The 19,152-nt window shown below is 49.5% G+C and carries 19 protein-coding genes; 3 read left to right on the top strand and 16 right to left on the bottom strand.

Features of this window, described 5'->3' with window-relative positions; translation table 11 throughout:
- Both ACQY8X_RS11285 and ACQY8X_RS11280 read right to left on the bottom strand, forming a co-directional pair.
- A partial coding sequence (locus ACQY8X_RS11285) for a hypothetical protein (protein WP_428035242.1) occupies positions 1–645 on the bottom strand: 645 nt, incomplete at its 3' end.
- A gap of 1,101 nt (positions 646–1,746) precedes the next feature.
- Complete coding sequence (locus tag ACQY8X_RS11280) at positions 1,747–1,869, bottom strand: DapH/DapD/GlmU-related protein (RefSeq protein ID WP_428035244.1); 123 nt, start codon at positions 1,867–1,869, stop codon at positions 1,747–1,749.
- Positions 1,870–2,271: 402 nt separating this feature from the next.
- On the opposite strand from ACQY8X_RS11280, the gene mnmC reads away from it, so the two are divergent.
- A complete protein-coding gene (gene mnmC, locus ACQY8X_RS11275) occupies positions 2,272–4,260 on the top strand; it encodes a bifunctional tRNA (5-methylaminomethyl-2-thiouridine)(34)-methyltransferase MnmD/FAD-dependent 5-carboxymethylaminomethyl-2-thiouridine(34) oxidoreductase MnmC (RefSeq protein WP_428035241.1) in 1,989 nt (662 codons plus the stop codon).
- A 35-nt stretch (positions 4,261–4,295) separates the two neighbouring features.
- Complete coding sequence (locus ACQY8X_RS11270; RefSeq protein ID WP_428035240.1) at positions 4,296–4,961, top strand: CBS domain-containing protein; 666 nt, start codon at positions 4,296–4,298, stop codon at positions 4,959–4,961.
- A gap of 52 nt (positions 4,962–5,013) precedes the next feature.
- Here the strand turns inward: ACQY8X_RS11270 and ACQY8X_RS11265 are convergent, their stop codons facing one another.
- The 14 genes from ACQY8X_RS11265 to ccmA form a co-directional block, all read right to left on the bottom strand.
- Complete coding sequence (locus ACQY8X_RS11265) at positions 5,014–5,688, bottom strand: DUF4126 domain-containing protein (protein ID WP_428035239.1); 675 nt, start codon at positions 5,686–5,688, stop codon at positions 5,014–5,016.
- Between the two features lie 17 nt (positions 5,689–5,705).
- The gene (locus ACQY8X_RS11260; protein WP_428035238.1) at positions 5,706–5,918 is read right to left on the bottom strand and encodes a YheU family protein; all 213 of its coding nucleotides are present in this window, start codon (positions 5,916–5,918) and stop codon (positions 5,706–5,708) included.
- 2 nt (positions 5,919–5,920) lie between these two features.
- Positions 5,921–6,475, bottom strand: a complete 555-nt coding sequence (locus tag ACQY8X_RS11255; protein ID WP_428035237.1) for a hypothetical protein — start codon at positions 6,473–6,475, stop codon at positions 5,921–5,923.
- Between the two features lie 46 nt (positions 6,476–6,521).
- On the bottom strand, positions 6,522–8,552 hold the full coding sequence (ligA, locus tag ACQY8X_RS11250) for an NAD-dependent DNA ligase LigA (RefSeq protein WP_428035236.1): 2,031 nt from the start codon (positions 8,550–8,552) through the stop codon (positions 6,522–6,524).
- Between the two features lie 19 nt (positions 8,553–8,571).
- Complete coding sequence (gene zipA / locus ACQY8X_RS11245) at positions 8,572–10,317, bottom strand: cell division protein ZipA (protein WP_428035235.1); 1,746 nt, start codon at positions 10,315–10,317, stop codon at positions 8,572–8,574.
- A 69-nt stretch (positions 10,318–10,386) separates the two neighbouring features.
- Positions 10,387–11,640 (bottom strand): c-type cytochrome biogenesis protein CcmI, encoded by a 1,254-nt coding sequence (gene ccmI / locus ACQY8X_RS11240; protein ID WP_428035234.1) that lies wholly within the window; start codon positions 11,638–11,640, stop codon positions 10,387–10,389.
- Entirely contained in the window at positions 11,637–12,110 is a 474-nt protein-coding gene (locus ACQY8X_RS11235) for a cytochrome c-type biogenesis protein (RefSeq protein ID WP_428035233.1), read from the bottom strand. Before ACQY8X_RS11235 ends, ccmI begins: the two co-directional genes overlap by 4 nt.
- Complete coding sequence (locus ACQY8X_RS11230; RefSeq protein ID WP_428035232.1) at positions 12,110–12,640, bottom strand: DsbE family thiol:disulfide interchange protein; 531 nt, start codon at positions 12,638–12,640, stop codon at positions 12,110–12,112. Before ACQY8X_RS11230 ends, ACQY8X_RS11235 begins: the two co-directional genes overlap by 1 nt.
- A gap of 24 nt (positions 12,641–12,664) precedes the next feature.
- Positions 12,665–14,626 carry a heme lyase CcmF/NrfE family subunit gene (locus tag ACQY8X_RS11225; protein ID WP_428035231.1) on the bottom strand — a complete coding sequence of 654 codons (1,962 nt, stop codon included), beginning with the start codon at positions 14,624–14,626 and terminating at the stop codon, positions 12,665–12,667.
- Positions 14,623–15,090 carry a cytochrome c maturation protein CcmE gene (gene ccmE, locus ACQY8X_RS11220; RefSeq protein ID WP_428035230.1) on the bottom strand — a complete coding sequence of 156 codons (468 nt, stop codon included), beginning with the start codon at positions 15,088–15,090 and terminating at the stop codon, positions 14,623–14,625. The genes ACQY8X_RS11225 and ccmE overlap by 4 nt, the downstream gene beginning before the upstream one ends.
- A complete protein-coding gene (ccmD, locus tag ACQY8X_RS11215; protein ID WP_428035229.1) occupies positions 15,090–15,266 on the bottom strand; it encodes a heme exporter protein CcmD in 177 nt (58 codons plus the stop codon). Before ccmD ends, ccmE begins: the two co-directional genes overlap by 1 nt.
- A 10-nt stretch (positions 15,267–15,276) precedes the next feature.
- A complete protein-coding gene (locus ACQY8X_RS11210; protein WP_428035228.1) occupies positions 15,277–16,029 on the bottom strand; it encodes a heme ABC transporter permease in 753 nt (250 codons plus the stop codon).
- Between the two features lie 20 nt (positions 16,030–16,049).
- On the bottom strand, positions 16,050–16,778 hold the full coding sequence (gene ccmB, locus ACQY8X_RS11205) for a heme exporter protein CcmB (protein ID WP_428035227.1): 729 nt from the start codon (positions 16,776–16,778) through the stop codon (positions 16,050–16,052).
- Entirely contained in the window at positions 16,775–17,413 is a 639-nt protein-coding gene (gene ccmA / locus ACQY8X_RS11200; protein WP_428035226.1) for a cytochrome c biogenesis heme-transporting ATPase CcmA, read from the bottom strand. The genes ccmB and ccmA overlap by 4 nt, the downstream gene beginning before the upstream one ends.
- Before the next feature lie 154 nt (positions 17,414–17,567).
- Between ccmA and ACQY8X_RS11195 the strand changes: the two genes are divergently transcribed.
- Positions 17,568–19,142, top strand: coding sequence for a flagellar hook-length control protein FliK (locus tag ACQY8X_RS11195; RefSeq protein ID WP_428035225.1), 1,575 nt, complete (start codon positions 17,568–17,570; stop codon positions 19,140–19,142).
- The last annotated feature ends 10 nt before the right edge of the window (positions 19,143–19,152 follow it).

The raw sequence follows: 19,152 nt of genomic DNA, 5'->3' as shown, positions 1-19,152 counted from the left end.
TCTATTTAAAAAACCAAAATCAAGCAGAATATTAAATCTTTTCTCATTAGCAAGTAAAATCCTTCTCATTATAAAAAAAGCAACAACCAGGACAACTGCATTACCAATCAATATACCCTGAAGCCAACTAGTGGCGGTTCTATCAACAACAAAAATAAAACCTAAACTAAAACATAGCGCTAAGAAGCTAGTCATAAAAGTCAACATTGAAAAAAACAATCTATAATTTAACATATTAAACAGATGAACAATTATTTGATTTGCACTAACAATCAAAACAAACCCTCCTGTTAATAGGGAAAAAAACAGTAGCGAAACATCAAGCGCGTCATCAACTAAGTAAACAAGTACAGCCCCTAATGAAGACAATATACTCACAAATATCATATAAAATAAATATAGCAAAAAACGATGATATAAAACACTTTGACTTTCCCACTTGTGAGTATAGCGATTAAAATATTGACCAACAGGGCTAACCAGAAAGTATACAAAAAAAGTATATACTGTTGTAAACAGGTATATTTGTCCCATAACTGAAGGAGCCAAATAATAAGTTACCAACTTAAGGCTAGCCAGCATCAACAGTACGTGCGTCGCTTTACCAATAGAAATAATCAAAAAATCACGACTACTTTCTTTCATTTAAAACATTTCTCACTATCACTTACGTAAATTTTACAGACTTAAAAACCACCGCCATCACAGAAAATAAGTTTCCCTATATTTCCCTAAAAATCGCAGTATTGATCTTTAGTTATACTTATCAAGTACTCATAATTCTCTTCATGTAAACGATAATCTCTACGGTCGACAAGCAATCAAAAGATATATATTTTCATATTCGCAACCTCTCAGCATATGGTACTCATCTAGCAAACAAACGATCAAATACTTTTTGTGTTATATAACCTTTCACCATTTTCGCTTTCGTAACAAATAGCAAATCCATACTGTAATAAAGTGATACTTCTTGATTTAACACCACCTTTATATAAGCTAAAGCTATATAAAAATGACTTTAAAAATTAACTTTCTTAACAGTATAATCAAAATATCTACCCCAAGTATCTGGATTATTTAAACCAGAACTTCAAAAACCGAAATATCTTTACTTTGAATTCCCTTCAATCCAATAACTTTTTACACCCTCAGAATTAAGTTAAAACTCGTATTTAATGATTTTGCTATATGATACCAATGCATACACTTTTCTTCTCATCAAAATCTTTAAAATTCTCAAAAAATTCAACCTATCTTTTTGAGACTTATGAGCACAATTAATTTTAAAATACTTTTATTATTCACAAGACCATCAATCCATTCAAATATTCTTCTTAAATAAACAATACTTCTTGAACCAAAAAACCTGGATTTACAAATTCACTTTCAAATAAAAAAGACAAGATAATTTATTTTTCAACACAATTACCTTTTAGCCAACAAAAAGACTATCCTAATTCATCCGAATAATTAATATCGCATACAGAAAAATCGTATCCTAAAATCCTGAACTTCTCTTTCAAAAGCGAAATACTAAATACTATAAGCACAGCTACCTCTGTTAACTTCTTTATATTCAAGATTAAAAACCGCATTATGAATATGATAATCTATAACCAAAGAAGTTTTCATCATTTATCTCTTCAAAAATAACCTTAGCTCTCTCAGGCTCCTCATTCCATCATTCACTTTCCAGAATTGCTTGTTCTTTTTCTTTATCGAACCTATATCTAAGAAAATCTACTACGATAGCAAATGGGGCGCATCACTAGTAACTACAGAATTCGCTCCTATAACCACTCCAGTACCAACGGTAACACCCCGTAAAACAATAGTATCTACTCCTATCCACACATCATTACCTATGCGGCCCCCTTACTAGTCAGTACATCATATGGCGCATCATAAAAAACACTATTTGTACTAATCTTATTTAATAAGTGTTCCCCTTGTTCAATTGATACATTATTTCCAATTAAACAATAGCTTCTAATCGAAGCCTTTGTTACTGAGCATTTTTCCTATATACGTATAAGAACCCACAGAGCTCTCTGAATAAATTGATACCCCATCTTGAATCTCTATCCTTATTCCAGCAAGAATCTGACTACTCACATCAGAGCTAAAAACCTTATTATTTCCTTGTGAAAATATCAAAAAAAACTTTTGAGAAAGACGATTCAAAAACTTAAGCACAGATTTAACAAATTCTATACAATTATTCACTTAAGCGCGGTACTACTGTCGAGGGTTATTACTCAAAGAGCCATGAAAACACCAAACTCAATCGCCAATTTAGACTGGTCTTCTGAAGCGCCTTTATCAACAAGGTTCGACGACATTTACTTCTCCACCGACAACGGTCTTGAGGAAACCACTTATGTATTTCTCGATAACAACCAGCTAACGGACCGATTCCAAACAGCAGACTCACTCACCATCGCTGAAACAGGCTTCGGTACCGGGCTTAACTTTCTCGCGGCCTGGCGTCTGTTTCTTAAACACTCACCGACTGCAGCAAAGTTACATTTCATCAGTGTCGAAAAATACCCAATTACACCGGATGATCTGACCAGAGCACTGGCGTTATGGCCTGAGCTTAACACGTTCTCAGAACAACTCATTGCTCAATACCCTATCAGCGTGTCAGGCTTTCACCGCCTTAGTTTCAATGATGGTCGCGTTACGCTAACACTAATGCTGGGCGATGCTGTTGAATGTTACAGCCAGTTGGATGCAGAAGTCGATGCCTGGTTTCTGGATGGATTTTCTCCTGCTAAAAATCCAGACATGTGGAGCAGCGAACTTTTTCAACAGGTTGCACGACTCAGCAAACCGGGCACGACGTTCTCAACTTTCACCTCTGCCGGTATTGTAAAGCGTGGGCTGCGGGAAGTTGGGTTTCAGGTCAAGAGAACCGATGGTTTTGGCCCAAAATGGGATATGTTAGTCGGTTCTTTTAGTGCTACAGCATCACTGGAAGTGTCAAAAGCAACGTTGTCCCCATCATGGTTTCAATTACCGCAAAAGCATACCAGCGAAAAATCTGCGTTGATTATCGGTGCTGGTGTTGCGGGATGTTCGACTGCCCGTTCGCTGGCTCAGCGAGGCTGGAAAGTGACTCTCGTGGATAAAAACCCGCAGATTGCCGCTGAAGGTTCCGGTAATCGTCAAGGCGCACTCTATGCCAAGCTCCCGGTGGAACCGATACCCGCCAGCCGCTTTCACCTTTCTGGCTTTCTCTATAGCAGTAACTTTCTTAAACAGAATCTGGCAGATCGCTCTGATATCTGGTCACCTTGTGGCCTGCTACAACTGGCTGCCAGTGACAAAGAACTGGCGAGGCAGCGCAACCTGGCTGAGTCAGGTAACTATCCTGAAGCACTGGTTCATTTTACAAACGACACTGAGGCCTCAGCGCTGGCAGGCACCACGGTCAGTAGAAGTGGTTTATTCTTTCCAGATGCAGGCTGGGTGACGCCGCCATTACTTTGCCAGTGGTTAGCTGACCATCCTGGTATCACAGTATTAACGAATACCGAGATCACCCGCCTGGAACAAGTAGATAGCCGTTGGAACGGTTTTACCGAGGATAATCAAATACTCACGGCAGCCGTCATCGTAGTTGCCTCCGCTGCAGACAGCAGCAAATTTGAACAGTTAAAGCATCTGCCGTTACAAAATATTCGCGGACAGGTTTCTCTGACTGAATCGACATCCGATGACTATCCTCCAGCACTCAACACTGTACTCTGTAGCGAAGGCTATATCTCTCCGGCCAAAGAAGGTCGTTTCTGTTTCGGTGCAACCTTTGATCTGAAGGATGAAGCAACCGATATCCGCGAATCCGGACACCAACACAACCTGGAAAAAGTCACCGATATGGCGCCGGAGTTAGGAAAACAGTTAAAACAATACCATAATAACAAAGGCCTGAAAGGCAGGGTTGGATTCCGCTGCGCATCGCCTGACAAGCTTCCAATAATTGGCCCTGTGCCGGTATATGACGCTTTTATCGAAGACTATGCCCCCTTGAGGCATGATGCAAAAACAGTGATTGATATTCCTGCGATGCATTATTCAGGACTATTTGCCAACCTGGCGCATGGATCAAAAGGACTGATCACCGGTCCAATCAGTGGAGAGATTATCGCCACTATGCTTGAGAATGAGCCATTACCTCTGGAAAAAGAGTTGATTGATAAGCTCAATCCGGCACGATTTATCATCAAGAATCTGATCAGACGGGCGATATAGTAGAAACAGTTCTGACATTATAGTGATAGACAGTTATGGCATTGGTTATCTACGATCAGGGATATCGTATCCAGACACCGGTTAAGTCGATGTTTGCCCCTCGGGGGGTCGAGCAGTTAGCTGCGTCTGCGCGCACGGCAGAAGCTGGCGTGGACAGAGACCATGAAAAGGATCATGTTGATCAGATAATGCATCATGAGTCTGGCAGCCAAACAAAAGGCAATGCGCGCAAAGCGGCATCGGTCTACAGCCAAACCAGCGGTAGCTCCACCACACTTGAGCATCCCCGCTCTTACATCCCTGCATCTCTGATTATGACTCATCCGGTTCAGGCGGTACTACAAGGCAGTAAAATCCAATCCGCCCTGTATAAGATGAAGCAGCATGATATCAGCCATCTGCTGGTGCTCTCAGGTGCCGGACGGTTGATGGGGGTTGTGACGGAGAAACTATTGCTGCAATACCTCAGTTATCAGGGGGCCCAATCGCATAGCATTGAAGACACCATTGAGCAGTGCTATTCAACACAGGTGATTACTGCCACGCCGGATACCAATATTCGCCAACTGGCTGTCAGCTGTGTTGAACATCAGCTGAGCTGTATCCCTATCGTTCAGGACAACGGCAATCTCGCCGGCATCATCACCCGAACAGATCTGTTGCAGTCCCTTATCAATAATGAGTGGCTGGATAGCCGTTAAATCTGAGAGTTATAACGTTGTTTGAGTAAGCGCTGATAATATGAACTGACTATCAGCGCTTGTACCTGTTGCTCTGATTAGGCAAGGCGTTGTTTCCTGTATCGAGTTGAATATCGTTATCCCGTGCGCCAAACAAACCGGCCAGAAATGCAAAGACCTTTTTCACACCACGCCAGATCTTAGGTAGCAACCAGACCACCAGCGCAATAAACAGCACCAACCCAATCAGAAAAGCAAGGGGGTAGTTCAACGCCGTCCATAAACCACCAAACACCGCCAGATCCTCTACGACTGAGGCAGTCCAGTTGGTTACCGGCTCAGGAGAGGTATTGATCATCACCCGTCCGCCTGCTTTCATTGCATGGCTGGTAGCAGAGAGAGAGCCTCCCACCAGCGCGGCCGCAAGAATAACCGCCTCATTCATATCACCGACAGCCCCGGCAGCCAGAGCGGCGCCTGCGGGGATACGGATAAAAGTATGCAGGGTATCCCAGCCGGTATCTACACCGGGAATTTTGTCTGCAAAAAACTCGACGCAATACATAAACGCGGCAGCCATCAGCACCATAGGATCAGCGACAATTTCCAGTCCGGCTGGCAGTTGCAGATTGCCCATATTAGCCATCAGTCCCAGCATCAGGATCGTCGCATAGAGATTGATGCCGCTGGCCCAGCCAACCCCCATGGTCAGCGCAATCAGTGCTGTAACCTGTTCCAACTGATCCATAAGGACACCTCCGCTAACTATAAACTGTTACGGGCAACTATATTGCACTGGCCTGTACTCTGGCTGAACAAAACCACCGCCTCACCCTGTCTGAGTCGTGCTCTGACCTGCTCTATGCGCGTCTGAGTGGTTGTCTCATTAAAACCATAGTCCGTGCCATCACGGGTGACAAACTCTTCTATAAGACTTGTCAGGGTCTCTGGTTGCAGTTGTTCCCAGGGAATAATCATCGTTACCAGGGCCAGCGAAAAAAGCTGTCGGCACGTTCACGAATGCGAGGACAGGTTTTCAGGTCCTCCCGATACTGTTGCGCCCGCTGATCCACGCTCTCAGCCTGACGCATCAGAACCGGGTCCGGGTGATACTCCAGGCGATACAAACCACCATGACCGATACGCGAAGCGATATACAGTTTGCCCGCCTGATTCATATTCAGGTCGTTACGCTGACTGGCAAGTTGCGCGTGCCAGCCAAGAAAATCCAGCGCAGTACCAATATCCGCAACGCTGCCCGACCAATTTTCACTCGCCAGTCGATACTCTTCCCAATCAGAAGGCACTGGTTTGATATACTCACTGGCCTCGGTACCCACCGGCATATTCAGCTCAGCCAGAGCAATATGCAGTGGCAGCCCCCAGCGATTTTCGGTTAAAACAGCGGCATCCAGCCAATCATTATTCTGATAAAGCCCCAGACAAAAGGGGTTATCCGGTTTTACAAAACGTGCGGGTACCACCTGAGCAATATCACTACACCCCTGCAGCATCAGGGCACCCAGGAAACACACCGGTATTGACCTGTAAAACCTCGATCCCAACATCTGCCAGCCTCACTTATCCGTTATACTCTGCCAACCGCGCCAGAAATTGCGTTTCATCCAGTACCGGAATATCTAACTCTTCCGCTTTCTGTAACTTAGAGCCTGCACCAGGTCCCGCCACAACACAATCAGTATTCTTAGAAACACTGCCTGCAACTTTGGCACCCAGTGCCAGCAACTGCTTTTTCGCTTCCGTACGGGGCATCTGTTCCAGTGTACCCGTCAGCACCCAGGTCTGGCCCGCCAGCGGCAGGGACTTTACATCCACCTCAACATCCTGCCAGTGAACCCCGGCACTGCGCAGCGCCTCAATGACCTCGCGGTTATGTACCTGATGAAAGAAACTGACGATATATTTTGCCACCACTGGGCCAACATCCGGTGCGGCTTGTAGTTGTTCGTCGCTGGCCGCCATCACCGCCTCTATGGAACCAAAATGAACCGCCAGAGTGCGTGCAGTGGCCTCACCCACTTCCCGAATACCCAACGCATAAATAAAGTTCGCCAGCTCTGTCGACTTACTGTTTTCAATACTCTGTAACAACTTAGTGGCCGACTTATCACCCATCCGCTCCATACTGGCTAACTGTCGATGGTGTAACCGATAGAGATCGGCCGGACTATGCACCAGCTCTTTTTCCACCAGTGCATCGATCAGCTTCTCGCCCAGGCCATCAATATCCATCGCCTTACGGGAGACATAATGCTTCAGCGCTTCCTTACGCTGTGCCGCACAGCTAAGACCACCGGAACAGCGAGCTACCGCCTCGCTTTCTACCCGCACAATCTCTGCATCGCAGACCGGGCAGCGTTCGGGCAACTGGACGGATACAGTCGTTGCCGGGCGGCGTTCCAGCACCACCGACACCACCTGAGGAATCACATCACCGGCGCGGCGGATAATAACACTGTCCCCAGCCCGAACACCCAGACGCTCAACCTCATCCATGTTATGCAACGTTGCATTACTCACCGTCACGCCCCCCACAAACACCGGTTCCAGCCGGGCCACTGGGGTGATCGCTCCGGTGCGTCCCACCTGAAACTCAATAGCGTTGACGACAGTAATCTCTTCCTGGGCCGGAAACTTGTGTGCTATTGCCCAGCGTGGTGCTCTGGAAACGAAGCCTAACTGCTGTTGCAGCTCAATCGCGTTGACCTTGAATACAATCCCGTCGATCTCATAGGCAAGCTGATTACGCTTCGCTGACAGCCTGTCAAAGTAATCAAGACAGCCCTCGGCGCCCTCAACAATGGCCATCTCAGCATTAATTCTTAAGCCCCAGGTCGCCAATTTACGCAGTATTGCCTCATGAGTATCCGGAAGTTCAGCGCCACTAACGACACCCACCGAATAACAGCACATCTCCAGCGAGCGTTGAGCAGTTATTTTAGGATCCAGCTGCCGCAAACTACCGGCCGCGGCATTACGGGGGTTAACAAATGGCTTATCCCCTCGTTTTAAAGCCTGGTCATTAAGCCGTTCGAAGCCCCTGCGAGGCATATAGATCTCACCACGCACTTCAAGCCTTTCAGGGTAATCATCTCCCATCAATCGCAGCGGGATTGAGGGGATGGTGCGAACATTCAGGGTGATATCCTCACCGGTACTGCCATCCCCCCGGGTGGCGCCCCGGATTAACAGACCATTTTCATACAGAAGACTGACGGCAATACCATCAAGCTTGGGCTCGCAGGCAAACTCAAGGGGAATCTCTTCGCTAAGTTTTAGCCGGTCACGCAGCCGTTTTTCAAACGCCTGCATATCATCCGCTGAAAACGCGTTATCCAGTGATAGCATCGGCATCTCATGACGCACCTGGGTAAAAGCGGCCAGGGGTTGGGCACCGACTCGCTGAGTAGGCGACTCTGGCGTGATCAGCTCCGGGTTTTCATCCTCCAGTTTTTTCAGCTGCTGAAACAACCGGTCATATTCAGCGTCGGGCACCTGCGGATCATCAAGCACATAGTATTGATAGTTGTAGTGGCGCAATTGATCGCGCAGTTGCTCAAGCAACTGCGTAGTGGAGGTGTCAGGTTTCATCGGCTTTTATCTGGGACTATCAGGCAGTTGTGGTTTTTTTCAGCTTACGCATCTCAAATTTACGGATACGCTCGCGGTAGTGTTCTTTGGTCTGATCACGCATGGTGGAGCGGTTTTCATCCAGCAGAACGCCGTGCAGATTTTTGGCAACGGCAACCGCAGTGGCCAGCATGCACTCATAGGCATTCATCACATCACGCGGTTCTTCCATTGACATAAAGAAGGTTACACCGCGGGTTTCTATACTATCCATCGTATCGATATCAAAGTAACCCGGCTCCAACGCATTGGTCATACTGAACTGAATTGCGCCCTGATTGATACCATCTTCATAGCGGTGGAAGATTTTCATATCTCCGTAGCGCATACCGCAGGCTAGCAGGATTTGCAGCAGGCTTCGTCCAGAGAAGCTCTGCCCATCTTCAGCGGCTACGGAGATAACCAGCACCTTATCTGCCTCAGGGATCTTCTGCAGAGGCTGGCCTTTAATACCAATACTACTATCTGCATTATCGGCTTTTGTAACAGGTTTTTCAGCAGTTTTACCTGTGGATTCAGCCGCTGGCCGATCAACAAAAAAGCCTTCGGTTATCTCATCGGGTTCATCATCAACAGCAGAAAATCGTTCAGACTCAGCGTTTGGTGTGGGTGTGCTGGCAACTTTTGCCTGCTCATAAGAGGATTTCTCAAACGGGGGCTTCTGCTTAAGCTCTGGCTCATCAAACAGTGAAAACATGGAGTCCTGACGTTCAGGCAGATCCATTGAGGTTTGCTGTAACAGATTATGATCTTCGCGCACCGGACGCATCAGCTCACTGACGGGACGGGTATAGTCGAACTCATGCTCATCATCCTCCTCATCAGTCTCAATAGCCTGGTCAACACGAAAACCTTCCGGCAAAGAATCGATCAGATCATCATCATCGACAGAATATGCAGAGGCAAGCTGAACGCTCTCAGGCTCAGGCTCAGGCTCAGGCTCAGGCTCAAACTCAGTTTCGGGCTCATCTTCAACAGCAAACAGTTCTGGGGTTTTCTGTTCGTCACCGATAGACGCGACAAGTTCTGGTTCTGGTTCAGGTTCAGATTCTGGATCAGACGCGATCTCTGGCGCTGACTGCAGGACGATATGCTCAACAACGGGGATCATCTCCTCATCTGCGGTATCGTCGTCCAGCGTCTCTTCAGCAATGACTTCCGCAGGCGGTGGGGTTGGCGCACGCACCACCCGCGGCGCGGAAAGCCCTTCATCCAGATCCAGCTCATCAAAGGAGGGGCCATCATGATGTGGCGGAAAACTATCAGACGGCGCAAACAACGGATCATGATCATCCGCAGTAAAGGTCGGAGTTATAGGTACAGGGGACTTTGCTGCAGACTGTTTAGTCCGGCTCGCTGACGACGAACTGAGCGATTGCTGCAAAACGACTGGCTGATGAGAGTCCGGCTGTTGTGAAGCCACAACCGCTCTGGGCGGTGAAAGATCCAGCTCTTCATTCCCAAACACTGGCTCCTGTCGGGTGTTGACAGCTGGACTATGGGTTTTTGGAGCATCCTGCCGGCTTACAACCCTGGCACCACCGCCGGGCAGTTCAGGGTTGTAGGATGACTCTTCGGGAAGCTCCGGTAGATCGCTGAAAGACTTATCAATCTTCATCTTCAGCCGATTGCCGCCGCCCCGCATACGGCGCCAGCCATCCAATACAATCAGGAGAACAACTATCGCGCCACCGATAATCAGCCATTCGCGTAATCCTAATTCCATTGCCAGATTTTACCCTTATTTTAATTTATGTGCGTTGTACCGTTTCTCTATTGTGCCGGATTTGTGCAATCATTCAACTATATGATCAATAGACAGCTCTAATATATCAACTTGGTCATGAACAGCAACAGGAGAAATGGTTCCGCTCAGGTCACCCGGCTGTGGGGTGGGCTGTCCCGACGCGGAAATCCGCGCGGTTACTTCAACCGTTTCAGCACCGGACAGCTTCGCTTGTGGGCTCATCGCCATGCTGTCATCCAATACGATACTCAGCGGCAGGTCTGCAACCGTCACCCGCTTTGCGGCCAGCGGCATTCTGCCACCCACCGGGCGGGCAAAGATAAATACAGTCATATCGGGTGTGACACGGCTTTGTAGTTCAGGGCTCAGGCTGACCGCCAGTTGGATTTTAACCTCTGCAAGCTCAGGGATGTCTGCCACAGTTTCACCCGCTGCAATCAACTTATCCCGTGCCGAAATGATACCCGATTTCAGGGAGTCAGCCTGCTCTGCACTGGCGTTAGTCAGACCTTTGCGCCAGAACTCCATCGCCGCCCGATAGTCACCCGACTCATAAGATTCGATCCCCAACAGACCCAGCGCAGTCACATCAAAAGGATCAACCCCCAGGGTTTTATCAACCTCAGCACGGATCTGCGGATTCATCTTGCCGCTGTTAGCAAAAAACAGTGCCTGCGCGTATTGCCCATTTACACCCGCATATTGCGGAGCATCGGCAGGCAGGTACTTCAGCGCTTTACCATAGCCGTCGGCCGCTGCAGCAAAATTCTGCATACTCATAAAGGTATTCGCCAACAGATACCAGCCTTCAGGATTTTCCGGTTCCTGCTTTAAGCGTTCCTGCAGCGCAGTAATCGCTTCTTCAACGGTGGGTTTACGCCCATTGAACGGGTCGGCAGGACGGCTCATAGCCACCGCCAGATCACCTGAACGGCCGTACTTAGCATAGATTGCCAACCCCATTGCGGGCACCAGAGCCGCCAGCAGAAATGCGGTGATAATTGACTGACGGGTAACATGCACAGACTTACCCGAAGGCACTGCAGTATCGTCGACATCCTGAAGCAGGTTGCGCTCCAGCTCCAGTTTCAGTGAATCATAGTTTTCCTGATCAAGCGTACCTGCAGCCCGCTCCGCACCGAGCTCGGCCAGCCGCTCCTCATAGATAGTGATATTCAGCTGCCGACGGTCTACATCCGGCTGAATATCATTTTCAATCTGACGTCCCCGATAAACCGGCACTAAAACAAATACCACTGCCAGAAGTGAGAGCAGTGCGATTCCTAACCATAACGCCGTCATTTATTCTGTTCCTGTTTCAGTAACTGATCGAGCCGCTCTTTCTCAGCATCACTTAAACTGCTATTCGGTTTACCCGGCTCGGCTTTTTTGCGCTTACCACTCACCAGCAAAACCACGACTATACCGATTAACAGCAGCGCCGCAGGGCCATACCAAAGCAGATAGGTCTGCTCTGACACCCGCGGGCGATAGAGTACAAACTCGCCATAACGGGTCACCATAAAATCGACTACTTGCTCATCATCAGCGCCATTTTCAAGCATCTTGTACAGTTGATCCCGCAGATCTTTGGCAATCGGCGAATTAGAATCGGCAATGTTCTGATTCTGGCATTTAGGACAGCGCAATTCGCTCGACAAAGACTGAAACCGCTCCCGGGTTGCATCATCCTTAAACTGATAAGTATCGATCGCAGCGCTCGCTAAACTGCTAAAGCTAAGCAGCACCACTAAGAAGATATGCCGGACCATCAGTTCACCTCCAGCTGCTTCATTTTCTGTCGCAACTCACTCCAGACCCGTTGATCAATCGCCCCAACATGCTTGTAACGAATAACTCCCTGAGCATCCAGCAGGAAGGTTTCCGGCGCTCCATAGACGCCCAGGTTGAGCCCCAGTGTACCGTCAGGATCATAGATATTCAGGGCATAAGGGTTCATATACTTATCCAGCCAGATTCTGGCTTTGGCCCGATCATCTTTATAATTCACGCCGTAGATAGTAATGCCCTCATCCCGGGCCATGCGGTTCAGCTGCGCGTGTTCCTGCTTACAGGTCGGACACCAGGTTGCCCAGACATTTAGCAGCGCAGGGCGCCCCTTCAGGTCGGCAGCAGTAATAGTTTTCTGTTCATCCAGAAGTGCGGATAAGGCAAACTCCGGCACCGGCTTATCGATCAGCGGTGACGGGATCACCTGGGTATCTTTACCGATGCCATTCCAGAGAAACAACCCTAGGGCAACAAACAGAGCCAGTGGCAGCAGAACAATTAATCGACGCATCATTACACCTTTCGAAACACTAAATCAGGCTACGGCCCTGGCAGCATCGCGCCGGGCCTGTTTACGGTAGCGGGGGTCAGTAGCCGCCAACAAACCACCGGCGGTCATCAGTAATCCGCCAAGCCAGAGCCAGCGCACAAAGGGCTTGTGCTGCACTCGGACAGCCCAGGCGCCATTTTCCAACGGTTCCCCCAACGCAACATAAAGATCACGGAACAAACCCGGATCGATATCCGCTTCGGTCATCACATTGCCCCGGGCAGGATAAAAGCGCTTTTCCGGGTGCAGCTCACCATAGAGTTCGCCCTGATATGACACCCGAATCACACCCATATCTGAACTGTAGTTTGGCCCCTGCTTCTTCTGTGCCCCAAGAAACTCAAACTGATATTCATTGAAGCTAAGCACATCACCCGGCGCCATCCGCAAATCACGCTCTTCGTTATAGATACTCACCATCAGTGCGCCAACCACAGCAACCGCAATCCCGGTGTGGGCCAGAATCATGCCGAAATAGCTACGGGACAAACCGGAAAGGGCTGTTTTAATGCTGCTTCGGCCGGCGACTTTCTTCCAGAAATCGCGGATGCTGCTGAAGACTACCCAGAATACCAGTGACATCACACCCGCCACCGTCAGATTAAACTCCTCGGCATAAAAGTGTTGTACCAACAGACCGGCAATAATGCTGAGAACAGCAGGCAACCACAGCTGCTGCAACAGAAACGCCACGGACGTATCGCGCCAGCGAGACGCCACCCCCAGCCCCAAAGCCCCCATAATTAACAGCATTAATGGGATAAACAGTGAGTTAAAATAGGGAGGGCCGACGGAGATTTTTCCCCAGCCCATCGCATCAACGATAAGCGGATAGATAGTCCCCAGCAACACCATCATCGCAGAAACAACCAACAGAATATTGTTTAGCAGCAGAAGCGATTCCCGGGATAACAAGGCAAAACTGGACTCACTTTTCACATTCCCCGCTTTCACCGCGTAGAGAATCAGAGAACCACCGATGGTGATCGCCAGCAGCGCCAGAATAAAATAACCACGATCTGGGTCAGAGGCGAACGCATGCACCGACGTCAGTACACCGGAACGAACCAGGAAGGTTCCCAACAGACTCAGCGAGAATGCGAAGATCGCCAGCAACACGGTCCAGCTTTTAAACACACCACGTTTTTCCGTAACCGCCAGAGAGTGCACCAGCGCGGTCCCTACCAGCCAGGGCATAAATGAGGCGTTTTCAACCGGATCCCAGAACCACCAGCCGCCCCAGCCAAGCTCGTAATACGCCCACCAACTACCTAAAGAGATACCCAGTGTCAGAAACGCCCAGGCGATATTGGTCCATGGACGTGACCAGCGCGCCCAGGCGGAATCCAGACGACCGGTCAACAATGCCGCTATGGCAAAAGCAAAGGCAACCGAGAAACCCACATAACCCATATAGAGCATCGGTGGATGAATAATCAGACCAATATCTTGTAGCAATGGGTTAAGATCGCCACCCTCGGTCGGGAATTGCGGCAGATGACGCAGAAACGGGCTGGAGGTCAGCAGGGTAAACATAATAAAGCCCACTGCTACAATACCCATCACCGCTAATACACGGGAGGTGATCTCCACCGGCAGGTTCTGACTCTTAAACGCTACCGCCACCGTCCAGCCACTCAGTATAAAGACCCAGAGCAGCAACGACCCCTCATGCCCCCCCCAGATCGCGCTGATTTTAAAATACCAGGGCAATAGGGTATTCGAGTTAGTGGCTACATACGCGACAGAGAAGTCATCTGTAACAAAGGAGTAACCCAGGCAGGTGATACTGATCACGAGAAAGAAAAACATCCCTATCGACAACGGACGGGCATAATTCATCAACAAGGTATTACCGACAGAAGCGCCCACCATCGGCACAACCGCAAGTAATAAAGACATGCACAGCGCCATGATCAGCGCATATTGACCCAGTTCAGCAATCATAATGATTCGGCTCCCGCAGCGCGCATCTGATCAGGCATTTTGCCCGCCTTTTTAAGCGCATCAGCGACTTCCGGAGGCATATAGTTTTCATCATGCTTGGCCAGTACTTCCACGGCTTCAAACACCCCTTCACTGTTCATCTCGCCCTGCGCAACAATCCCCTGTCCTTCACGAAACAGATCCGGCAGGATGCCGGTGAAGGTTACCGGCACCTTATGTACAAAGTCTGTCACTTCAAAGCTCACCATCAGACTTTGAGGATCGCGTTTTACGCTACCTTCGACCACCATACCTCCAGCGCGGATACGGGTCCCTTCAGGGGCTTTATGCTCAACGATATCAGTCGGAGAATAAAACAGATTAATGTTCTGATTCAGGGCATACATCACCAGCCCAACAGCAATCGCTGCACCAAATACAATAAAAAGAACGATAATCAGTCGTTGTTTACGTTTCGGATTCATTAGCTCTGTTTCTCCCTGCGAAGGCGGCGAGCCTGTTCGCTAAAAATCTGACGTTTTTGCATCAGCGGGTTAACAATATTTATTACAATCACAACCAGTGCGATCGCATAACTCAGCCAGACATAGAGGCCATGACCACCCATGTCGATAAATGCGGCAAACGATTCAAAACTCAAGCTAATACCCTCAACCAGTAATCAGATCGCGCACCCAGCTGCTGCGGCGCTCGCGCTGGATAATTTCGTTACGCAGCCGTAGCATCATTACGACGGCAAAAAAACAGTAAAAACCGATCACCATAACCAGTAATGGCACCCACATCTCTGCTGGCATCGCCGGACGTTCGGTCAGTTTAAAGGTGGCGGGCTGGTGCAGTGTGTTCCACCAGTCTACTGAGTATTTGATAATCGGGATGTTTACCAGCCCTACCAGTGCCAGTACAGCGGTTGACTGCGCCGCAGTGCGCTCACTCTCGATGGCGGAGTTAAGGGCAATAATCCCCAGATAGAGAAAAAACAGAATCAGCATTGAGGTCAGTCGGGCATCCCAGACCCACCAGGAACCCCAGGTCGGCTTACCCCAGATCGCGCCGGTTGCCAGAGAGAGTACCGCGATAGAGGCTCCAATCGGTGCGCAGCACTTGGCCACCATATCGGCGACCTTCATTTTCCAGATCAAACCAATAGCACCGGCAACCGCCATCAACATATAGCAGGACTGAGCCAATATAGAGGACGGCACGTGGATGTAAATAATCCTGAAGCTATTACCCTGTTGATAGTCCGCCGGGGCAAACGCCAGCGCCCAGACCGTACCGATGCCTAACAGCAACACTGCAGCTATCGCAAAAATGGGTAACAGCTTACCCGTAAAATCATAACACCAGCGGGGAGAAGCCAACTGATAAAACCAACGTGGCAACCACTTCTTTTCAGCCATATTTCAACCTTATCGGGGTTTTACCCACTTACACTAATTCTTAGTGCGGCACCAATCGCGAGTGGAGCCATCACCAATCCAAGCGAGAGCATTGCTCCCAGAATAGCCAGATACCCCCCCAAGGGTAACCCCGTCACCGCCGCCTGCACCGCTGCGCTGCCAAAGATCAGCAGCGGAATATACAACGGTAATACTAACAGTGAGATTAACACCCCACCCTTACGTAATCCTACAGTTAGCGCTGCGCCGATAGCCCCCACCAGGCTCAGCGTTGGCGTTCCCAGCAACAGACTGAGCACCAACCCCCACATACCATCTGCGGGCAAAAACAGCATGACTCCCAGTACCGGAGCCAGAATAGTTAAAGGCAAACCCGTTAGCATCCAGTGCGCCAGCACTTTAGCCAGCACCACCATATAGAGTGGTTGTGGGCTGAGTAAAATCTGCTCCAGCGTGCCATCTTCAAAATCGGAGCGAAACAGACTGTCCATCGACAGCAGTGTTGCCAGCAAAGCAGCAACCCACACCACCCCGGGCGCCACATCAGCGAGGAATGTCGGATCCGGACTAACACCCAATGGAAACAGCGTTGCAACCATCAGAAAAAATATCAGCGGATTAACCAGATCGCTTTTACGTCGGTACGACAGCAACAGATCCCGTTTTAACGCGCCCCAAAACGGCCCATCCACTTTATACACACGGGCAGGGCTGTCTGCTAACGATTGCTTAGGCACACTGTCGCTCATAAAGTTCCCGCTAATTGATCAAGATTAAGTCTGCGAATCTTGTCACCCATCGCCAGCTCATGGTGTGTTGTCAGAATAACCGTTCCGCCCTGATCTGCATGGGCTGTAATCAACGCTTCCTTCTCTGCCACCCCGCGTTTATCAATCGCAGTAAAAGGTTCATCGAGAATCCACAATGGCGCACTACTCAGATAGAGCCGCGCCAGACTCACCCGGCGATTCTGACCTGCAGAGAGTGTATGACAGGGAACATCTTCATAGCCCTGCAACCCCACTTTAATCAGTGCATTGTCCAGCTTACCCAGATCCATCTCTGGGTGCAGTGAAGCATACCATTGCAGATTTTCCCTTGGGGTCAGTACCGCTTTAACCCCGGGTTGATGACCAAAATAAAGCAATGACTCCCGATACTCATGGGCGCAGTGATCGAGATGTTCACCTTGCCAGTAGATATCACCTTCAAAATGGCGCGATAAGCCACTGAGAATCCGCAACAACGTGGTTTTGCCGCTGCCATTCTGCCCCTCGATCTGAATCACCTCGCCAGCATTGACTTCAAAGCTGAGCCCGTCAAACAGCACACGCTCATCCCGTTCGCAGAACAGATTATCGATTTTCAGTCTTGGTGTGGACAACAGTACAACCTCAATAAAGCAAAACAGGCGATGCAGCCTTTATAATTAGCAATATCCGCCGAAAGCAAGGCATTATATACAAAATAAACTGCCGTAGTGCATATCTCGGCCAAAAGAACTATAACTGCTTTCCAACTGTGCAGGAAAATCGCAAGTGCTTCATCCACTGAGCATACAAAATCTGCAAAACAGCTCCGGGAAATCCCTTCTGGCGGCAGAACTCGTTCGCACCCTGCCACTCAACACCCCAACCCAGATTACTATCCGTCAGACCCTCCCTGATGCCGTCCGGCCAAACCAGTTTACCTTGCAGGTACAACTGGGCAGCCAGCTTTATCAGTTGAAAAGCAATCAGCCACTGCCGTCCGGCAGTACTGCCACCCTGACCCGGACCGCCGCAGGACAGCTACTCCTGAGTACTACTCCCCTGCCCGCACCCTTGCCTGCTGCCGCCACCGGCGCACAACTACAGACGCTGAACCAGCCAGCGACGACACAGTCACGACCCATTCAGCAAAGTGCTGCGGCAATGTTGTCAGGCAACCACCAGACTATCGCCCCTGATCAGCCCCCAGTCGTGCAAATCAAAGGGAGCTCGCAGCAGGGCCCGGCAGAGCAGCGTAGCCAGCAGCAACCGGGCACCTCCTCAGCGCCGTCAGCGCAACCGGCAATGGCGACTGTGCCCGCCCGGTCATTAGCCGGACTGAACCAACTACTGCCGCTGAATCGACCAGTTCTGGCCACTCTGACCATGGCTATCAGAGCGGCAGCCGGGGACGCAAACTTTGTCGCCAACATCAATGGCCGGACACTGCCACTGACGTTGCCACAGCCGCCCCCATACGATGGCAAAGTGCTGCTGATCCGAACCGCCAGCGACCAGGTGCAGATACACGCGCTCACGTCACCACTGCAGAATCAAAACCTTAATCGCAACATCAATGATGCGCTGCGTTACGTCTTACCGGCGCAGCAACCGCTGGCTGATAGTCTGGTAAAACTCCAGCAGCTGAACAGCAATGCCGGCGGAGAAAAAAGTCCGATAAACAGTATTCTCAACTCGCTGATCAATCTGTTTGGGGTCAAAACCGGCTCTGCCGCTGAGGGACAGAGCAGTATTCAGCAAAATCTGTTAAATGGCGGGCTATTCACCGAACGCAACCTGGCTGATCCACGCAGCCAGATCCCTAACGGTGAGATGAAGCATCAGTTAAGCCAGTTATTACAACAAGCCGACAAACTGCCCGAACAAGCGCGCCAACAGTTGCATGAACTGGTAAAAGGTCTGCTGAACCGGGTCACAGGCAACCAGTTAGAAAGCATCCAGAATACCCGGATTAACAGCGACGGTGCTCTGGAACGCTATTTTGCTCTCGATCTGCCGGTTAAAAACGGTGAACAGCTGGATAATGTTGAACTTAAAATTTCCGAGCACCGACGACAACAGTCTGAAGAGGAGTGGCAACGACTGTGGCGCGTCAGACTGCACTTTAACCTACAGGAGCAGGGAACCGTGGATGCAGAACTGATTCTGGAGCAGGAACATCAGATCACGGCGCATTTCTGGTGCAGCCACCCGGCAACCGCTGAGGAGCTGAACAGCAAGCTGCCCGACTTCAATCGCCAGATGCACCTGCAAGGCTACAGCATCAACTCAACCCATTGCAGCGAGGGTGCCGCACCAAAGCCTGTTAATCAGGTAGAACAACTGATTGACGTAACAACCTGAAATAACCAGG

Origin of the sequence: Amphritea sp. (assembly GCF_050300915.1) — a bacterium.
Lineage (GTDB): Bacteria > Pseudomonadota > Gammaproteobacteria > Pseudomonadales > Balneatricaceae > Amphritea.
The sequence above is the reverse complement of the archived record's forward strand: the minus strand, read 5'-3'. Positions and strand labels throughout refer to the sequence as shown.